This window comes from Pantoea sp. SM3640, assembly GCF_015654165.1.
In the GTDB taxonomy this organism is placed as follows: Bacteria; Pseudomonadota; Gammaproteobacteria; order Enterobacterales; family Enterobacteriaceae; genus Pantoea; species Pantoea vagans.
In genome coordinates, this window is sequence record NZ_CP064872.1 from 2,070,912 (window position 1) to 2,089,245 (window position 18,334).

The 18,334-nt window shown below is 54.9% G+C and carries 15 protein-coding genes and 1 other RNA gene; 5 read left to right on the top strand and 11 right to left on the bottom strand.

Annotation, left to right across the window (positions count from 1 at the left end):
* Positions 1 to 18: 18 nt before the first annotated feature.
* Together sufB and sufA are read right to left on the bottom strand one after the other, a co-directional pair.
* Complete coding sequence (gene sufB, locus IV493_RS09630; RefSeq protein WP_013357696.1) at positions 19 to 1,512, bottom strand: Fe-S cluster assembly protein SufB; 1,494 nt, start codon at positions 1,510 to 1,512, stop codon at positions 19 to 21.
* Positions 1,513 to 1,519: 7 nt separating this feature from the next.
* Positions 1,520 to 1,894 carry a Fe-S cluster assembly scaffold SufA gene (gene sufA, locus IV493_RS09635; protein ID WP_003853229.1) on the bottom strand — a complete coding sequence of 125 codons (375 nt, stop codon included), beginning with the start codon at positions 1,892 to 1,894 and terminating at the stop codon, positions 1,520 to 1,522.
* Between the two features lie 388 nt (positions 1,895 to 2,282).
* Here sufA and IV493_RS09640 point away from each other — a divergent pair, with 388 nt between their 5' ends.
* On the top strand, positions 2,283 to 2,687 hold the full coding sequence (locus tag IV493_RS09640; protein WP_013357695.1) for a hypothetical protein: 405 nt from the start codon (positions 2,283 to 2,285) through the stop codon (positions 2,685 to 2,687).
* Positions 2,688 to 2,720: 33 nt separating this feature from the next.
* Here the strand turns inward: IV493_RS09640 and IV493_RS09645 are convergent, their stop codons facing one another.
* Positions 2,721 to 5,774, bottom strand: a complete 3,054-nt coding sequence (locus tag IV493_RS09645; protein WP_195857047.1) for an FAD-binding and (Fe-S)-binding domain-containing protein — start codon at positions 5,772 to 5,774, stop codon at positions 2,721 to 2,723.
* Positions 5,775 to 5,979: 205 nt separating this feature from the next.
* On the opposite strand from IV493_RS09645, the gene ydiK reads away from it, so the two are divergent.
* Positions 5,980 to 7,098, top strand: a complete 1,119-nt coding sequence (gene ydiK, locus IV493_RS09650) for an AI-2E family transporter YdiK (protein WP_013357693.1) — start codon at positions 5,980 to 5,982, stop codon at positions 7,096 to 7,098.
* 292 nt (positions 7,099 to 7,390) lie between these two features.
* Positions 7,391 to 7,498, top strand: an RNA gene (gene rprA, locus IV493_RS09655) — antisense sRNA RprA.
* 70 nt (positions 7,499 to 7,568) lie between these two features.
* Here rprA and ppsA read toward each other — a convergent pair.
* Complete coding sequence (gene ppsA, locus IV493_RS09660) at positions 7,569 to 9,950, bottom strand: phosphoenolpyruvate synthase (RefSeq protein WP_195857048.1); 2,382 nt, start codon at positions 9,948 to 9,950, stop codon at positions 7,569 to 7,571.
* A 437-nt stretch (positions 9,951 to 10,387) separates the two neighbouring features.
* Between ppsA and IV493_RS09665 the strand changes: the two genes are divergently transcribed.
* Both IV493_RS09665 and IV493_RS09670 read left to right on the top strand, forming a co-directional pair.
* A complete protein-coding gene (locus IV493_RS09665; RefSeq protein ID WP_107319617.1) occupies positions 10,388 to 11,215 on the top strand; it encodes a pyruvate, water dikinase regulatory protein in 828 nt (275 codons plus the stop codon).
* A 151-nt stretch (positions 11,216 to 11,366) separates the two neighbouring features.
* Positions 11,367 to 12,413 carry a 3-deoxy-7-phosphoheptulonate synthase gene (locus IV493_RS09670; protein ID WP_013357690.1) on the top strand — a complete coding sequence of 349 codons (1,047 nt, stop codon included), beginning with the start codon at positions 11,367 to 11,369 and terminating at the stop codon, positions 12,411 to 12,413.
* A gap of 7 nt (positions 12,414 to 12,420) precedes the next feature.
* On the opposite strand, the gene IV493_RS09675 is transcribed toward IV493_RS09670, so the two are convergent.
* The 7 genes from IV493_RS09675 to ihfA all read right to left on the bottom strand — a co-directional run bounded on the left by IV493_RS09675 (position 12,421) and on the right by ihfA (position 18,331).
* A complete protein-coding gene (locus IV493_RS09675; RefSeq protein ID WP_195857049.1) occupies positions 12,421 to 13,872 on the bottom strand; it encodes a protein adenylyltransferase SelO in 1,452 nt (483 codons plus the stop codon).
* Between the two features lie 79 nt (positions 13,873 to 13,951).
* Entirely contained in the window at positions 13,952 to 14,698 is a 747-nt protein-coding gene (locus IV493_RS09680) for an EAL domain-containing protein (protein ID WP_195857050.1), read from the bottom strand.
* Between the two features lie 294 nt (positions 14,699 to 14,992).
* Positions 14,993 to 15,451: a C40 family peptidase gene (locus IV493_RS09685; RefSeq protein WP_013357687.1), complete on the bottom strand. Its 459-nt coding sequence runs from the start codon at positions 15,449 to 15,451 to the stop codon at positions 14,993 to 14,995.
* A gap of 68 nt (positions 15,452 to 15,519) precedes the next feature.
* Positions 15,520 to 16,269: a vitamin B12 ABC transporter ATP-binding protein BtuD gene (gene btuD, locus IV493_RS09690; RefSeq protein WP_195857051.1), complete on the bottom strand. Its 750-nt coding sequence runs from the start codon at positions 16,267 to 16,269 to the stop codon at positions 15,520 to 15,522.
* Positions 16,270 to 16,815: a glutathione peroxidase gene (locus tag IV493_RS09695; RefSeq protein ID WP_013357685.1), complete on the bottom strand. Its 546-nt coding sequence runs from the start codon at positions 16,813 to 16,815 to the stop codon at positions 16,270 to 16,272.
* Positions 16,816 to 16,865: 50 nt separating this feature from the next.
* Positions 16,866 to 17,849 (bottom strand): vitamin B12 ABC transporter permease BtuC, encoded by a 984-nt coding sequence (gene btuC, locus IV493_RS09700; RefSeq protein ID WP_013357684.1) that lies wholly within the window; start codon positions 17,847 to 17,849, stop codon positions 16,866 to 16,868.
* A 179-nt stretch (positions 17,850 to 18,028) separates the two neighbouring features.
* Positions 18,029 to 18,331 carry an integration host factor subunit alpha gene (ihfA, locus tag IV493_RS09705; protein ID WP_003853259.1) on the bottom strand — a complete coding sequence of 101 codons (303 nt, stop codon included), beginning with the start codon at positions 18,329 to 18,331 and terminating at the stop codon, positions 18,029 to 18,031.
* Positions 18,332 to 18,334 lie beyond the last annotated feature (3 nt).

The window sequence follows — 18,334 nt, forward strand, 5'->3', positions numbered from 1 at the left end:
GCAAGGCGTGTGACGGCATCAGCCCACACTGTGCTCAAGGCTGATGGCTAACAATTTCTGGGCTTCCACAGCAAATTCCAGTGGCAGCTCCGAGAATACGTCTTTACAGAAGCCGTTCACGATCATCGAGATGGCGTCTTCTTCACTGATACCGCGTTGCAGACAGTAGAACATCTGATCTTCGCCGATACGTGAGGTCGTGGCTTCATGCTCAAGCTGGGCGGTATTGTTGCGGGTTTCGACATACGGGAAGGTATGTGCGCCGCAATCAGGGCCAATCAGCATTGAGTCACACTGCGTAAAGTTACGGGCATTGGTGGCAGTTGGCATGATTTTCACCAGACCACGATAAGTGTTCTGACTTTTACCGGCCGAAATCCCTTTAGAGATAATGGTCGATTTGGTGTTTTTACCAATGTGGATCATCTTGGTGCCGGTATCGGCCTGCTGACGACCGCTGGTCAGTGCCACCGAATAGAACTCACCTACCGAGTAGTCCCCGCGCAGAATGCAGCTCGGGTATTTCCAGGTGATCGCTGAACCGGTTTCAGACTGGGTCCAGGACATCTTGCTGTGGTCACCTTCACACAGCGCACGCTTGGTCACGAAGTTGAGGATACCGCCCTCGCCTTCGCCGCCAGGGAACCAGTTCTGAACGGTCGAATATTTCACTTCAGCATTTTTATGGATGATCACTTCCACCACGGCGGCATGCAGCTGATAGCTATCACGCACGGGGGCTGAACAACCTTCGATATAGCTGACGTAGCTGTCTTCGTCGGCAATCAGGATGGTGCGTTCAAACTGACCGGTTTTCGCCGCGTTGATGCGGAAATAGGTCGACAGCTCCATCGGGCAGCGAACCCCTTTCGGGATATAAACGAAGGTGCCGTCAGAGGCGACCGCCGAGTTCAGTGCCGCAAAGAAATTATCGTTAGCCGGAACCACCGTACCGAGATACTGCTTCACCAGCTCCGGGTGTTCCTGAATCGCTTCGCCGAATGAACAGAAGATAATCCCCTGCTCCGCCAGCTTGCCGCGATAGGTGGTTGCCACCGAAACGGAGTCAAAAATGGCGTCAACCGCCACTTCTCGCCCTTCACGTACAGGCACACCCAGCTGATTAAAGGCGTTCTCCACTTCCTGCGTCAGGTAGTCGCTGGCTGGCGCGCTGCCGGAAGCCTGGGTCACACCCGGCTCTGAGGCACAGGTGTCATCGCAGTTACCGCAGGAGGGCGCGGAGTAGTAGCTGTAATCCTGATAGTCGAGTTTTTCGTAGTGGGCTTTCAGCCAGTGTGGCTCTTCCATTTCAAGCCAGGCACGAAATGCTTTAAGACGAAACTCCAGCATCCACTCTGGCTCGTTACGCTTGGCCGAGATCGCCCGCACCACATCTTCATTGATGCCGTTGGCAAATTCTTCGGTCTGCAGTTGGGTAAAGAAGCCCTCTTTGTAGTTGAGCTTGCCTTCCCAGATTTGTACATCGTCAGATGTTTCGCTGTGTCGTGACATATTTCACTTACTCGACGCCAAAGCTCTCACCGCACCCGCAGGCGTGCTGAGCTTTAGGGTTATTGAATTTAAAAATCTGATTCAGGCCTTCACGAACATAATCCAGTTCAGTGCCATCAACGAATGGCATCGCCTGTAGCGGCACAAACAGCGTTGCGCCGTGGAATGAGAACTGCAGATCGTCTTCGACGGGTTCTTTCACCAGATCCATGACGTAGCCGAACCCGGCACAGCCGGATTGTTTTACGCCCAGACGCAGACCCTTGACTTCAGGGTCCTGAGCCGCCAGATTGAGAATTTGTTGCGCTGCGGTTTCAGTCAGCGTCAGACCTTTCCAGACAAAATCGTCGGGTGAGAAAGAGTCTGTATTAACAGATGCCATGTTGATACCTCTTGAGTCCGGACCTTTTCAGGCTATCCCCCTATGGTAGTGATCTGACCAATCACTTCAACCTCTTGTTTTGCAGGGATAATCATCTTGTGCTGTTTTATTTGCTCAATTATTAAGCATAGCTGCTTCCGTTCATCCTGCGTGAACAGAGTCAGCCTCAATAAGCCAGTGATAACCTATTAATAAATCACTCTATTTGAAATAACCATTTTTGATAAAAATGCTTATTGATAGGTTACGCCTTTCTCCGATGTAAACAGATTGTTATTTCCGATTATACCGACAGGCAGGATAAATCGATAAATTTTTCTGTCCTGCAATTGCAATCCCGGCATGGATGAATATGATAATTATTATCATTAACATTCAGGGTGACGCCATGATGCTTTCTGTCTCCGCCTGGCTGCAGCATAAAATCGACGAATACCAGTTTTCGGTGCGTGATATCACCGTCGACTTTTATATGGCGCAGGCAAAACTCGACCGGGCCGACTGCACGATTCATCAGCTGCGTCAGTTTAACGATGCCTGTCAGGATATGGCAGAAGTCTGCCAGTTGAACGGTGACGACCAGAGTTACCTTCATGCGATGGGTAAACTGCATCACCGGCTGGTGCAGGAGATGGGAAACAACGATCGCGATCGCCTGTTTCGCCTTCAGGCCTATCAACTGGCGCGATTGTCCCTGACCCGCCTCTGCCATCAACTGGCCATGGTCGGAGAGTGGAACAAAGCCACCGTGCTGCAAAGTGACTTCGTGCGTCACGCAGGCTGGATATTCTAATCCAGCCACGGCGTGACGTCGCGCACAATTTTTTTACATTAGCGTTAACAATGCCTGAAGCGGATGGCGCATGCCGTTGCCTTCCACACGCTTGACCTGGCTGCGGCATGAATAGCCGGTGGCCAGACAGCGCTGGCGCGGCAGTCGCTGAAGCTGCGGATGCCAGGAGAGCGCATAGATCCCCAGCGAGTTTTCAAGGTTCTGACTTTCGTGCCCATACGTGCCCGCCATGCCGCAGCAACCTACATTGATGTTCTCCAGCTTTGCGCCAAAACGGGAGAAAATCGCCTGCCACTGGGTGGGCGCTGAAGGCAGCGCGGTTACCTCGGTGCAGTGCGCAAACAGATACCAGGACTCCCCGGCCGTGGCCTGCACCTCACGTTCTGCCACAGCACGCTCTAACCATTCATGCACCAGCAATACGCTGAAGTCGCCGCGCGATTCACCCAGCGTCTGACGATACTCATCGCGATAGCAGAGCACGGTAGCCGGATCGACGCCCACCATCGGCAGTTCCAGTTTGGCGACCCGATTAAGAAAATCGGCGGTACGGGCTGCCGTGCGGGCGAAACGTTGCAGGAAGCCTTTCACGTGCTGCGCTTTACCGTTTGGCGAGAAAGGCAGCAGCACCGGGCGATGCCCCAGCTTCTCAATCAGCCTGACAAAATCGTTAACCAGCTGTGCCTCATAGAAGCTGGTAAAGGGATCCTGTACCACCAGCACACAGCTGGCGCGCTCCGTGGCTGACAGTCCTTCCAGTTGTTCCAGCGTCATGTTCATGGCGGGATGGCCACTGAGCTGCTGTTTCAGGTTAGGAGACGAAAGCAGTGGCAGATCGACCATGCCGATATGTGTTTTGCTTAACTCTTTCACCCACGGCTGGCGCAGGAAAAAGTTAAATATTTTTGGCGCCTTCGCCATCAGAGGCGCATAGCCTTCGACCGCCGCCACCAGGTGATCGCTGACCGGGCGCAGATAACGGGTGTGATAGAGTTGCAGAAAGCGCGAGCGGAATGCGGGCACGTCAATTTTAATCGGACACTGGGTGGAGCAGGCTTTACAGGCCAGACAGCCGGACATCGCCTCTTTCACCTCGTGCGAGAAGTCATACTCCCCTTTACTGGCGTGCCAGCTGTTGCGGGTACGGGCGATCAGCCCGCGTAGCGACAGGCTGTTTTCCGGCAGCTGCTTTTCCAGTGCCAGCGGATCGACGCCCTGCCCGGCCAGAAGTCGCAGCCACTCCCGCGTCAGCGTTGCCCGCCCTTTTGGCGAGTGAATACGGTTGCGGGTGATCTTCATTGACGGGCACATCGGGCTGCGGGCATCAAAATTGAAACATAACCCGTTGCCGTTACACTCCATCGCTCCACGCCATTCATCCCGGACCGTTAACGGAATCTGCCGATCGTATGTTCCGCGCTTCACCGCATCGACCTGCATCATTTCGTCGTTGCTGTTAAAGGGCGTACAGATTTTACCCGGATTCAGGCGGTTAAGCGGGTCAAAGGCCGCTTTGATGCGGCGCAACTCATTAAAAAGGGTCTCGCCGAAGAATGCCGGACTGTACTGGGCGCGGAACCCTTTACCATGTTCGCCCCACAGCAGGCCGCCATAGCGCGCGGTCAGCGCCACCACTTCGTCGGAGATCTGTTTCATCATCATCTCCTGCTGCGGATCGCACATATCCAGCGCCGGACGCACGTGCAGTACGCCTGCATCGACGTGACCAAACATGCCGTAGCTCAGGCCGTGGCTGTCGAGCAGCGCGCGAAACTCGACAATGTAGTCCGCCAGTTTTTCCGGCGGAACGGCGGTATCTTCGACAAACGGAATCGGCTTAGCCCGGCCTTTAGCATTTCCCAGCAGGCCCACCGCTTTTTTACGCATGTTATAGATGCGCTCAATGCCCGCCAAATCGTTACAGAACTGATAGCCAATCACGCCGCCCTGCTGCTGCTGCATCAGCGCATCAAGCCGGGCACACAGTTTTTCGATCTGCTGATCGATGAGTGCGGCGTTATCACCGGCGAACTCAACGATGTTCAGACCCAGCATCTCTTTATCGGGTACGTCAGCAATCAATTCACGCACCGAGTGCCACACGATATCTTCCCGCGCCAGGTTCAGCACTTTGGAGTCAACGGTCTCAACTGACAGCGCCTGCGCGTCCACCATAAAGGGTGCGTTACGCAGGGCGGAATCGAAGGAGTCATATTTAATGTTTACCAGCCGCCGCACTTTCGGCAGCGGGGTGATATCGAGACATGCCTCAGTAACAAAAGCCAGCGTGCCCTCGGCACCACAGAGCAGGCGCGTCAGGTCGAAGGTTTGCATATCGTCGCTGAAGACGTGGCGCAGGTCGTACCCGGTAAGGAAGCGATTCAGCCTGGGAAACTTTTCCAGAATCAGATCCCGGTGCTCGCGGCATCGCGTCAGCACCTGCTGATAAATACGGCCTTCGGGGGTTGCCGTCTGCGCCAGCGTTTCAGCCAGCGCGGTGGCCATTGGTCGCGTATCAAGAATATCGCCGCCCAGCAGCACGGCGCGCAGGCCCAGTACATGGTCTGAGGTTTTACCATAGACCAGCGAACCCTGACCCGACGCGTCGGTATTGATCATGCCGCCCAGCGTGGCGCGGTTACTGGTGGACAGTTCAGGCGAAAAGAAAAAGCCGAAAGGCTTCAGCCAGGCATTCAGCTGATCTTTGATGACGCCAGCTTCGACCCGCACCCAGCCCTCATCGGTATTGATCTCCAGGATGCGGTTCATGTAGCGCGACATGTCCACCACAATGCCCTGATTCAGTGACTGACCGTTAGTGCCAGTGCCGCCGCCGCGCGGGGTAAATACCAGGCTGGCAAAGCGTGCTTCTCCGGCCACGCGGGCGAGCAGCGCAACGTCCGCCGTCGAACGCGGAAAGAGCGCCGCGTCGGGCAACAATTGATAGATGCTGTTATCGGTGGAGAGTGAAAGACGATCGGCATAGCTGGTCGCCATGTCGCCGGTAAAACCCTGCTCTTTCAGCGACTCAAGGAACGTCAGCACCAGTTGAACGAGGCCCGGTGCCTGCGAAATCTGTGGGATCATGATTGTCTGACCGAAGGTGTTGTAAACGTTTGCGTTTATACGTGAGCGATTTCTCGTTTTATCATATTTTTTCTGCGGCTGCCCTTTTTTCAGAAAAGACAAAAACCTTTCTCCGCGACGCTGTTTAAACCCTGGCAAATAGATCATGATAAAAACGGGCATCCGAATGCCCTGAAATGAAGGATTAAGACGAGGTTATGAGTCAATGATGAAAAGCCAGTACCGGGATATGGATTTACCGCAAATACTCTTTACCCTGATGTTCATTCTGCTGCTGATTGTCGCCTGTTTATGGGTGGTGCAGCCGTTTATTCTGGGCTTTGCCTGGGCCAGCATGGTGGTAATTGCGACCTGGCCATTGATGCTGAAATTCCAGCGCCTGTTGTGGGGACGCCGTTCGCTGGCGGTGATCGTGATGACCATGCTGCTGTTGCTGCTGTTTATCATCCCTATCGCACTGCTGGTCAGCAGCCTGATCGATAACAGTGCCCCGGTCATCGCCTGGGTTACCCAGGGGCATACGATGCCGCAGTTGCTGTGGCTCAGGGATGTGCCGATGGTCGGCAAAAAGCTTTATGTCAGTTATGACACGCTGGTGGCGAGCGGCGGTGCCGGCATCATGGCTAAAATCCAGCCCTACATTGGCCGTACTACCGGCTTTTTTGTCGCGCAGGCCGGTCATTTCGGCCGCTTTATGATCCATCTGGGCGTGATGTTGCTGTTCAGTGTGCTGCTTTACTGGCGCGGCGAGCAGGCTGCACAGGGCATTCGTCATTTTGCTTTCCGCATGGCGGGACGACGCGGTGATGCCGCCGTGCTGCTGGCGGCACAGTCCATTCGTGCCGTGGCGCTTGGCGTGGTGGTGACGGCGCTGGTGCAGGGCGTGCTGGGCGGTATCGGTCTGGCGATCTCCGGTATCCCCTATGCCACGCTGTTAACGGTGCTGATGATCCTCTGCTGTCTGGTTCAGCTCGGCCCGCTTCTGGTGCTGGTCCCGGCTATTATCTATCTCTACTGGAGCGGCGATACCACCTGGGGAACCGTGCTGCTGGTCTGGAGTTGTGTGGTGGGCACGATGGATAACGTCCTGCGTCCGATGTTAATCCGGATGGGTGCAGACCTGCCGATGATCCTGATCCTCTCTGGCGTAATAGGTGGCCTGTTTGCCTTCGGCATGATTGGTCTGTTTATCGGGCCAGTGGTGCTGGCTGTTTCCTACCGTCTGGTTTCCGTCTGGGTTCATGAAGCGCCAGCTCCCGATAATGACCCACTGGCCGTGGCTGAAGCCCTGGCCGATCATGAGGGTACCCCACCAGCCGTCTGATTCACAGCAATGACACGCTGTGTCACTCTATCCTGTGAGCATTGATTAGTGCGGTTAATGATGATTAGCCGCACTCCTTCTCAGAGACTCGCCAGATTTTGTTTTCCATTAGCGATTTTTAAGAAAAAAGCCATCTTTGGCCTTTATTTGACCTTTCTGGCCTAAAAAAGATTACTTTCTGCACTGTTTCTTAAGTCAAACGGCGAAGTAAAGGTGACAAAAGATTATCGGCTTTAAACTAATAAGAGGATTCTTAAAGACGCCAGCCAGCGGTATGAATAACATGTTTCCTATGTTCGAAATCAAGCTAATGATTTTCAAACAACCTGATTCCCCTGAGTAGAGTAAAGAATTGCTGTGTGTAGTCTTTGCCCATCCCCTGTGATGGGCTTTTTTTTTGCCTGAATATGACCAGCTATAAACAGAAAAAGGCCCGCAGTGCGGGCCTTTCATCATTTCTGCAAGCGTCGTCAGGCGGTTTTGTTTAACTGTGCCAGACTCACCCACGTTTCCACTACAGTGTCCGGGTTCAGCGACAGGCTATCAATGCCCTCTTCCATCAGCCATGCGGCAAAATCCTGATGGTCTGACGGCCCCTGACCACAGATTCCGACATATTTACCCTGCTGCTTCGCGGCCCTGATCGCCATGGATAGCAGTGCTTTCACGGCTTCGTTACGTTCGTCAAACAGCGCGGAGACGACGCCGGAATCGCGATCCAGCCCCAGCGTCAGCTGGGTCATGTCGTTGGAGCCGATTGAGAAGCCATCAAAGTGCTGCAGGAACTGCTCTGCCAACAGCGCATTTGACGGGATCTCGCACATCATGATGATCTTCAGCCCGTTCTCACCGCGCTTCAACCCCTGCCGGGCCAGCTCCTCCACCACGGCCTGCGCCTGATCCACCGTGCGCACAAACGGCACCATGATTTCGACGTTAGTAAGACCCATCTCGTTGCGAACGCGCTTTACCGCTTCACACTCCAGCGCAAAGCAGTCGCGGAAGTTATCCGCCACATAGCGACCTGCACCACGGAATCCGAGCATCGGGTTTTCTTCTTCCGGCTCATAGCGTTCGCCGCCAACGAGGTTGGCATATTCATTGGTTTTAAAATCGGAAAGTCGGACAATTACGCGTTTCGGTGCAAATGCTGCACCAAGCGTGGCAATTCCCTCCGTCAGGCGAGCGATGTAAAACTCTACCGGATTATCAAATCCTTTCATCATTTTACGGATCTGCTGCTGCAGTTCCGGCGTCTGCTGTTCAAATTCAAGCAGCGCTTTCGGGTGAACGCCAATCATTCGGTTAATAATAAATTCCAGCCGCGCCAGGCCAACACCTTCGTTCGGCAGACAGGCGAAATCAAAAGCACGATCGGGGTTACCTACGTTCATCATAATCTTCAGCGGCAGCGCAGGCAGCGAATCGACCTGCGAACTGGTGACGTCGAAGTCGAGCAGTTGATCATAGACGTAGCCGGTGTCGCCCTCGGCGCAGGAGACGGTGACCTGATGGCCCTCTCTCAGCCGATCGGTGGCGTCGCCACAACCTACTACCGCCGGAATACCCAATTCACGCGCGATGATCGCCGCATGGCAGGTTCGTCCGCCACGATTAGTGACAATGGCTGACGCCTTTTTCATGATCGGTTCCCAGTCCGGGTCGGTCATGTCCGTCACCAGCACATCGCCTTTTTCAATGCGGTTCATTTCGCTGATATCGTGGATGACCTTCACCACGCCTGCGCCGATACGATGACCGATGGCACGCCCTTCAACGACGACGCTGCCCTGACCCTGCAGCGTATAACGCTCCATTACCTGGCCATTTGAGCGCACGGTTTCAGGACGCGCCTGAACAATGAACAGTTTGCCGGTGTGTCCATCTTTGGCCCACTCAATATCCATCGGCCGCTGATAGTGCTGCTCGATCAGCACTGCCTGCTTCGCCAGCGCCTGCACTTCCTCATCGTTCAGGCAGAATCGGTCGCGTTCGGCCTCAGGCACATCTTCGATGCGTACCTGTTCGCCATGCGCCTGAGAATCGGCATACACCATGCGCACCTTTTTCGAGCCCATATTGCGACGCACGATAGAGGGACGATCGGCCGCCAGCGTTGGCTTGTGAACATAGAACTCATCCGGGTTAACAGCGCCCTGCACCACCATCTCACCCAGTCCCAGGGCGGCGGTGATGAAGACCACCTGATCAAAGCCTGATTCGGTATCAATGGTGAACATCACACCTGACGAGGCAAGGTCCGAACGCACCATGCGCTGTATGCCGGCAGAGAGCGCCACGCCACGATGGTCGTAGCCCTGATGCACGCGGTAGGAGATAGCACGGTCATTAAACAGTGAAGCAAAGACATGCTTGACCGCCACCATCACGGCGTCGATGCCCTGCACATTCAGGAAGGTTTCCTGCTGGCCGGCAAAGGAGGCGTCGGGCATATCTTCGGCGGTGGCAGAGGAGCGGACGGCAAACGACGCGGCCGCATCATCGGCAGAGAGTTGCTGATAAGCGTCCAGAATGGCGGACTCCAGTTCCGGCAGAAACGGCGTTTCCACCACCCACTGACGAATCTGTTTACCCGCTTTTGCCAGCGCATCAACATCATCAATATCCGTCTCATCCAGCAGCGCATAAATTCGCTGGTTCAGCCCGCTTTGATCGAGAAACAGGTTAAAGGCGTACGACGTGGTCGCAAAACCATTTGGCACGGAAACGCCCAGCGACGACAGATTCGTTATCATTTCACCTAAAGAGGCGTTTTTACCGCCTACCCGATCAACATCATGCATACCAAGCTGGTTATACCAGAGCACCAATGGCTGTTCCTGAGTGGACATCGCGCTTATCCTTTATCAATTATCAATGAATGGACACAGAGAGTTAGCTGTTTTCAGCCTGGCATATCACCCCATCAATAACGATCTGTTGAATCGTTAAAGCAGAATTTCAGCCGCAGTTTCGGAATTGTGAGCGGATTATTATGCTGTTGCGCAAAGTCGCTATTTTTCGCTAACTGATTGATGTGACAGGAAATGGAAGATTTTCAGCCACTTAAGCATTCCTTTTTGTTGCGCAACAGACGCAGGGCTATTTGTGGCCCGTTCCCGGTTTGAAAAGAATTCCGGCGACTCGAAACGCCTTTTCATTTTTATTAGCGTGATGAAACTGCAGACAAATAATCCGGACAGACATTCCAGAAATTAAAATCAGAGATGATTTATTAAGTCGCATCGCTCATGCTGATGGCTCACTCCTGGCTGAGGCTGAATTCATTATGACAACTGACAGAAGCGTTTTTTATATCTCCGATGGCACAGCGATTACAGCTGAAGTCCTGGGCCATGCGGTGCTGTCGCAGTTTCCAGTCAATATCACCAGCCTGACGTTGCCATTTGTGGAAAATGTCCAGCGGGCGCTGGCGGTTAAAGCCCAGATTAACGCGCTCTATCAGCAGAGCGGCGTGCGGCCGCTGGTGTTCTTCTCCATTGTCACGCCAGAGGTGCGCGACATTATCGTGCAGAGTGAGGGGTTTTGTCAGGATATCGTGCAGGCGCTGGTGGCTCCCCTTCAGCAGGAGCTGGGCTTATCGCCTGCGCCGGTGGCACACCGCACCCACGGACTGGACGCCAGTAATCTGGGGAAATATGACGCACGTATTGCGGCGATCGATTACGCCCTGGCGCATGATGACGGCATCTCGCTGCGCGGGCTGGAAGATGCGCAGGTCATTCTGTTAGGCGTTTCGCGCTGTGGCAAAACACCCACCAGCCTCTATCTGGCGATGCAGTTTGGTATTCGTGCCGCCAACTACCCCTTTATTGCCGACGATATGGATAATCTTAAACTGCCGCCCGCGCTGCGCGTCCATCAGAATAAACTGTTCGGGCTGACCATCGATCCGGAACGGCTGGCAGCAATACGGCAGGAACGGGCGGAAAATACCCGCTACGCCTCAATGCGCCAGTGCCGGCTGGAAGTAGGCGAAGTCGAAGCGCTGTTTCGCACCCATCAGATCCGCTATCTCAACAGCACTAACTACTCGGTCGAAGAGATTGCCACCAAAATTCTCGACATCATGGGCCTGACGCGCCGTATGTACTGAAAGGGAATCGGGTCAAAGATGTAAAGCGCCGCTGCCGTGGGTTTTGATTTCATTATCAAATCACGGGTTGAATTCGCAGACTAATGGTTTATTGTGACCACCATCACTTCCCGGTATTTCACCGCTGCGAAGAACCGTTTTCGAGAAACTCATGAACAAAACCGACGAACTGCGTACCGCACGCATTGGTAGTCTGATTACCCCCGCCAGTCTGGCGGCTGAACATCCTGTCTCTCCGGCGATTGCAGACAACGTTACCGCTGCCCGTAAACGTATCGCCCGTATATTGACGGGTGACGATCCGCGCCTGCTGGTAGTGATCGGGCCCTGCTCGCTGCACGACCCGAAAGCAGCCCTGGAGTATGCCGCGCGTCTGAACGCGTTACGCAGCCGCTATGAAGATCGGCTGGAGATTGTGATGCGTGCCTACTTCGAGAAGCCACGCACCGTCGTAGGCTGGAAAGGGTTAATCTCCGATCCGGACCTGGATGGCAGCTACGATGTGAACCGGGGTATCGGCATTGCCCGCAAGCTGCTGATTGATATCAACGCGCTGGGCCTGCCCACCGCCACAGAATTTCTGGATATGGTGATCGGCCAGTTTATTGCTGACCTCATCAGCTGGGGCGCGATTGGCGCACGTACCACCGAAAGCCAGATCCACCGCGAAATGGCCTCAGCCCTCTCCTGCCCGGTCGGCTTTAAAAACGGCACCGATGGAAACGTGCAGATCGCGGTGGATGCGATTCGCGCCGCACGCGCCAGCCACATGTTCCTGTCGCCGGATAAACTGGGTCAGATGACTATCTACCAGACCAGTGGCAACCCGCATGGTCATGTGATCCTGCGAGGCGGTAAACAGCCTAACTATCACGCCAGCGATGTCGCCGCCGCCGCTGAGAGTCTGGCGGCCTTTAATCTGCCAGAGCAGCTGGTGATCGATTTCAGTCACGGCAACTGTCTGAAGCAGCATCGTCGTCAGATGGATGTGGCGGCAGAGGTAGCAGAGCAGATTAAATCAGGATCGCGGGCCGTTGCCGGTGTAATGATTGAAAGCTTCCTGGAAGAAGGCAATCAGAAAGTGGTAAGCGGTGAACCGCTGGTTTACGGCCAGTCGATTACCGATCCCTGCCTTGGCTGGCAGGAGAGCGAGAAGGTGCTCGCCCTGCTGGCCGAGGCGGTTTCTCACCGCCTCTGAGTCTTTATTAGCTGGAGCAACTCACCTCTAAGGTTTTGCCCCAGTCTGGCGGCCGCTGACGATACTCAGCGGCTGTCTCATCACTGAAGGACCGCTGTAACGCCTGATGCAGACGGGCCAGCGCCCCCTGCTCTCCCCGCTCCGCCTCTTCAATCACCTGTTGTGCCAGATAGTTGCGCAAAATGACAGCCGGATTTGCCGCCTTCATCACAGTCTGCCGTTCTTCATCACTAACCTGCTCATCCATGAGACGACTACGATAACGCTGATACCAGCCATCAAATGCCTCACGATCGATGAACTCGTCGCGCAGCGGTGAGCGGCTTTCAGCCTGTTGGGTTTCACTCAGCAGCCGGAACGTCAGGGTGTAATCACTGTGCTCCTGCGTCATCAGCGCCAGCAGATCGGTCAGAATCTGATTGTCGCTGCTCTGCTGCGTCAGCAGACCAAGCTTCGCCCGCATCCTCTCACCCCAGACGCGCATCAGTTCAGGCTCATAGGCGCTCAGCGCCGTCCGCAACTGCTCAGTGGTCAGCAGACCCGACAGCGCATGCGCCAGACGGTTAAGATTCCACATGCCAATCATCGGCTGATTTTCAAAGCTGTAGCGCCCCTGATAGTCGCTGTGATTACAGATAAAGTTAGGCTGATAATCATCCAGAAAACCAAACGGGCCATAGTCGATGGTCAGGCCAAGGATCGACATATTGTCAGTATTCATGACGCCATGCGCAAAACCCACGCTCTGCCACAACGCAATCAGGCGCGCGGTGCGTAACACAATGTCGGTAAACCACTGTTGATAGCGGTCCGCTTCCTCTTCCAGATGCGGCCAGTGATGACGAATGGCGTAGTCAGCCAGTTGCTGCACTTTCTCCTGCTGCTGACTGTAAAAGAAATGCTCGAAATGACCGAAACGCAGGTGGCTCGGTGAAATGCGCATCAGCATCGCGCCACGCTCAGTGGTTTCGCGGTAGACCGGCTCATCGCCTATCGACAGAGTGAGTGCGCGCGTGGTGGGGATACCCAGATGGTGCAGCGCTTCCGAGGCGAGAAACTCACGGACGCTGGAACGGATTACGGCACGACCATCGCCCATGCGGGAATAAGGCGTCAGGCCTGCCCCCTTGAGATGCCAGTCAAGTTTGCTGCCATCATCCAGACGCTGTTCACCCAGCAGGATACCGCGCCCGTCACCGAGCTGACCCGCCCAGACACCAAACTGATGGCCACTGTAGACCTGCGCCAGCGGCTGCATGCCGGGCAGCAGTGCCGCACCGTGCCAGACATCGTGACCGTGACCTTCAAAGAGCGCGCTATCCAGCCCCATTGAGGTTGCAAGCGGTGCGTTGTGATACAGCAGGCGTCCGCCTGCCAGCGGCGTGGGGTTCAGCGCGGTATAACATCCGGTCAGCTCACGGAACCAGGTGTTGTCAAAAGAGGCCTTGCCTGCGGACATTGTTTCTCCCATGCGATACTCAGCGATACGTAGGTTAGTCCTTTAGTGTAACGCTGATAGCAGGGATTAACAGGTTCTGTCAGCCGGGATGCTGAGAGGATGGCATGCGCTCGTCGGCACAGAGCAGTGAACGCAGTGCGTCAGATTTTACCACCGGGAAGAGCGCACCCTGAAAATCGGCACCATTCAGTTGGCTGATTTTATCGAACAGCACTTCGTCATCAATGCCGCAAATAATCAGCCGGTCACAATGGGCGCGGAAATTATCAATAATGCTCTGAATAAATGGCACAAATGAAGCGCGTTTTGCCAGCGAGTGAATAAATTCTTTGTCGAGACAGATGCAGCTGAATAAATTATCGTAGACCGCATTAGAGGGTGTTTTGCCCGCGCCAAAATGTGAAAGCGCTAAATTAAACTCAGCATGCAGGCTCGCCAGCAGCGGATTATTTTTGCCCAGCTTGAGTTGCGGAAACGTTTCAGTGATATTCAATAGAATGAAAGGCAGCTGTTTTATTTTGCGCATGACTAATTCACTGGCAAGCAGCGTCCGGGCCATGCCTTCATCAATACGGATAAAAGCTGACACGGAATGCGCTTCAAATAATCCGCGATTCTGCTCCAGCAATCCAACCTGGCTTTGCAGCAGACGTAACTGCTGCGACTCATCAAGCTGGGGAAGCAGCAGATCCTGAGGCAGGGTGATGGGCGCACTTTCATGCACAAACTGCGTTACCAGCTCGACAGCGGTCAACCGTCCATCAACATCACAGACAGGATAAAACCAGATTTCCGACTGATAGTCGGCCGAGAGATGAATTTTCATTTTAATGCCAGAATATGCGGCGATAGGGATATCGTATAGGAATGGTCAGCCGCAGGCAATAGTGCCAAATCATTGAAGAGACGAACTTCTTTACCCTTCCATTTCCGTTTGGCAACAACCGATCACGCTTAAGCCAAATAGTAGTGATAAAACACCGGTTATTAGTGGAATTAAATCAGCCATTATTCTGTTTATTAAAATACTCGTCCTAAACGTTCATTTAAAATAAAACTTTTACTCGTTGTTTTAACTCTATTTAAAATTGGACTTAAGTCTGATTTCGCGAAGGTGCTGTTAAATACGGCGAGCCTGCCAGAACACTTTTCGCCAGTAGACATTGTCGAGTGAGGAGCGAATGACGCCCTGACTGGTCGAGGCGTGGATAAAAGCGTTATCGGTATCATAGATGCCCACATGCAGGCCATTTTCACCGCGTCCGGTTTTGAAAAAGACCAGATCGCCTGGCAGCAGTTCATCTTTGCTGATGCGGGTGCCAATATCGCTTTGGGCTGAGGTGGTGCGCGGCAGTTGCAATGCAAATTTATCGCGGAAGGTCAGATAGACAAAGCCGGAGCAGTCAACGCCGTTACGACTCATGCCGCCATAACGATAAGGCGTACCGCGCCAGTGACCGAGCTGATCGTTCAGTTCCGCTATCACGGTGATTGAATCGGAAAGACGGCCATTAATCGGCGGGGCGTGATGACTGCATCCCGTCAGCAGCAGAACTAAAATCAGCAAACCCAGGCGCATCGCCAAATGTCCTTATCATAAGTTGCAACCGGCATAATGTAGCGGTAAAGCCCGCCAGGTAGCAAGTGTCAGGGCAGAACGGTCAGCAGCGTGCGTCCTTCAAGTTCAATCTGCCGGAAAGCAATCTGGTAGAGCAGTGTCAGGCGCTGCGGCGTCAGAACCTCTGAAGGTTCGCCCTGCGCGATCACCTGCCCGCTATCCATCAGCCAGACCCTGTCTGCCTGCTGCAGACTGTGGTTAAGATCGTGACTGCTGGCGACAACACTAACACCCGACGCGCACAGCGCCGCAATCAGATCGTCCACCGCTTTTTGCTGGCCGATATCCAGCGCCGTCAACGGCTCATCAAGAATCAGCAGCCGCCCGCAGGGGTTGATGTAAGGATCGATCTGGGCACAGACGGCTGCCAGCCGGACGCGCTGCCATTCCCCGCCGGAGAGCCGGGTTAGTGAACGCGATAACTTATCCTGCAGCTGAAGCCGCTGCAGCAGCATGCTGAGACAGGCATCGGCCTGTGGCCCCACCGGTTTCAGGTGCAGACGCAGATAGTGCCAGACCGGCATCTGACTCAGTGGGGCCTGCTGCTGTGGCAGCCAGCCGCGCCCCCTTGACAGTGCCGCGCCGTTCCAGTCACTCAGCGCCTTTTCGTCCAGCAGCACCGTGCCGGAGGCGGGTTGCAGCCCCGCAATGACACTCAGTAAGGTGCTTTTACCGGCTCCGTTCGGGCCTGCAATGTGCAGCAACTGACCGGCGGCAAGCTCGCCGGTCAGTGGCAGCAGCCGTCCGGGGACGGCAGCCTGTTGCAGGCGCAACAGCATCTATTTTGCCAGCGCCTGTTTAATCGTTTCCAGAATGATGGGATCTTCCGGGGTCATGTCAGGTGCAAAACGCTGAATCACACTACCGTCACGGCCAATCAGGAACTTTTCAAAGTTCCACAGGATGTCGCCCTGCTCTTTCGGCGCGCGCCCTTTACTCTCCATACGTTCGTAAAAACCGCTGCCTTCCGGACGCACCGCGTCAGGCCGGGCCGCGATCAGCTGCGCATAGAGCGGATGACGCGCCGGGCCATTAACCTCGGTTTTGGCAAACAGCGGGAACGTTACGCCATAGGTGGTGCTGCAGAAAGTTTTGATCTCCTCACTGCTGCCCGGTTCCTGCTCCAGAAACTGATTGCAGGGGAAACCGAGGACGCTGAAGCCCTGATCCTGCCAGGCTTTCTGCAGATTCTCCAGCTCTTCGTATTGCGGCGTCAGGCCACATTTCGAGGCAACGTTGACGACCAGCAGGACTTTGCCCTGCCACTGTGACAGCGTGGTTTTTTCCCCGTCGAGCGTAACCAGTTCAGTCTCATAAATATTCATGCTTTTTCCTGTAATGGATGCGGTTGTGGATGCAGAGTAGCCAGCCGAAGCTAGCGCGAAGATTTCACCAGTAAAATAATAAACAGTGGCGCGCCCAGTGTCGCCGTCACGACGCCTATCGGCAACTCCGCTGACGTCAGTGCCAGACGTGCCACGATATCGGCGGCCAGAAGCACCGCCGCGCCCGCCAGCGCCGATGCCGGCAGCAGATAGCGGTGATCGCTGATGCCGCTCAGACGCAGCAGATGCGGGATAACAAGCCCGACAAAGCCAATGGCGCCGGCCATCGCGACGCTGATGCCCACCAGCCAGCCCATCGCCAGTACCAGCAGGTTACGCCAGTAGAAAAGTGACAGCCCGAGCTGACGGGCGGACGTCTCGCCCAGGGCCAGCAGATTGAGAATCGGCCCGGTCGCCCCCAGCGCGAGCATCACCGGCAGCAGTGCCAGCATCATCCAGCCATAGCGCCAGTCAATGCCGCTGAATCCGCCCATCATCCAGTACATCAGCTGACGCAGATCGAGACTGGTGCTGAAGTAGACCGCCCAGGTCATGATGGCACTGCAGATAATCCCCAGCGCCACGCCGGTCAGCAACAGCCGGGTGACCGAGAGCTGACGATGGGCAAAATGCAGCAGGATTAGCGTAATTATCAGCGCACCGGCCATCGCCGCCAGCCCCAGACTCCACAGCGAGCCGCTGCCCAGCAGCACGCCGAGCACCAGACCGATACCTGCGCCGTTCGAAACGCCGAGCAGGCCTGGCTCCGCCAGCGGATTGGTAAACAGCGCCTGCATCACCACGCCGCATACTGCCAGCGACGCCCCCACCAGGACGACCGCCAGACTGCGGGGCAGCCGCAATTGCCAGACAAAGAGCTGTCCGCTATCGCTGAACCACGCAGAGGGCGCGATCCAGCTGTCCCCGGCACAGAGGCTGAGACAGAGCAGTGCAGAGAGCATAAGGGCGAGCGCAATCAGCCATTTCTGGCCGCGTTGATCGGCCTGGCGCGCGAACGTGTCGAGCAGAGACATAAGCGGGATTAGCTGAGAAAACAGTGATTTGATTGTAGAGGGATTGGTGAAAAAAGAAAGGCTGATAAGGCGGTATGCACCGGGGTAGCCTGGACTCTAAAGGATAGGATGAGCGGTAATGCTGCATGCTGTCATTATGAAAAAAGGCCGCTTTCGCGGCCTTTTTGAAACGCTGAAATTCAGTCAGTCTCTTTGGGTGTAGCGTTCTCTACGCGGCTTTTCAGCTTCTGTCCTGGACGGAACGTTACTACGCGACGCGCAGTAATCGGAATATCTTCACCCGTTTTCGGGTTTCTGCCAGGACGCTGGTTCTTGTCACGCAGGTCAAAATTACCAAACCCAGACAGTTTTACCTGTTCTCCATTTTCCAAAGCGCGACGTACCTCTTCGAAAAACAGCTCTACTAACTCTTTGGCATCGCGTTTGCTCAGCCCGAGTTTCTCAAACAGGTACTCTGACATCTCAGCTTTTGTAAGCGCCATAGG